This is a genomic window from Marinobacter halodurans (genome assembly GCF_004327985.1).
GTDB lineage: Bacteria > Pseudomonadota > Gammaproteobacteria > Pseudomonadales > Oleiphilaceae > Marinobacter_A > Marinobacter_A halodurans.
On sequence record NZ_SJDL01000172.1, the window covers coordinates 1 to 728 of the forward strand.

Sequence of the window (728 nt, forward strand, 5' to 3'; positions counted from 1 at the left end):
CGCTTTCATGCACCGGATTCAGGTTGAGGATGTCGTTCTGCAGATCCTGCAGCAGTGAACGGCCGTCACTTTCCCGGAACAGGTCAACGCGGTCCAGCCAGTGGGCGTAGCTCTCCGGCACATCGTAATGATCCAGCAGGCGAATATAGTCGCGCCCCTGCTTGCCCCACGCGGCCAGCAACGGGTTGGCGTGCAGGTGCAGGTTGTGGTCATCCAGTTGAACGGGCATGCCCGGTTTTCGGGCCCGGCGCTGGCGTTCGGCCCGCAGCAGATCCTTGTCCTCGATAATATCCGCCCAGTGGTACTGGCAGGGATTGTGGACGCACAGGATGACCTGGCAGCAGCGGCCCAGCGCGCTCAATACGTCGAGCGTTTGCTGTGGCAAAGACGACAGGCCGAAGACCACCACCCGCCGTGGCAGATGAGCCGGTCGGCTATTGCCATCAAGTTTGGCAGCGGCTTCCAGGAAACGAGTGTGGACCTCGGCGCGGCTGGTATTCGCGACGCTGCCTTCGATATCGGCGATCAGGGCCCGCCACAGCGCTGGCTGCCAGAGCTGTTCGGCCGGTACGGCGCGCTCCTCGGAACCGCGGACATGCAACACATCCTGCCCGTCAGCCCAGCTTTCCAGCCAGTCGGCCCGGTAGACCTGGTATTGGTCGAACAGGTCCGCCACCCGCTCGGCCAGTTGGTAGCGACGCCGGGCTTCCTGACCGCCACTGAGGAAA

General features: G+C 63.6%; 1 protein-coding gene. It reads right to left on the reverse strand.

Translation table 11 applies throughout. The features are described from left to right. A partial coding sequence (locus EZI54_RS23965) for an exodeoxyribonuclease V subunit gamma (protein WP_165495877.1) occupies positions 1-728 on the reverse strand: 728 nt, incomplete at both ends.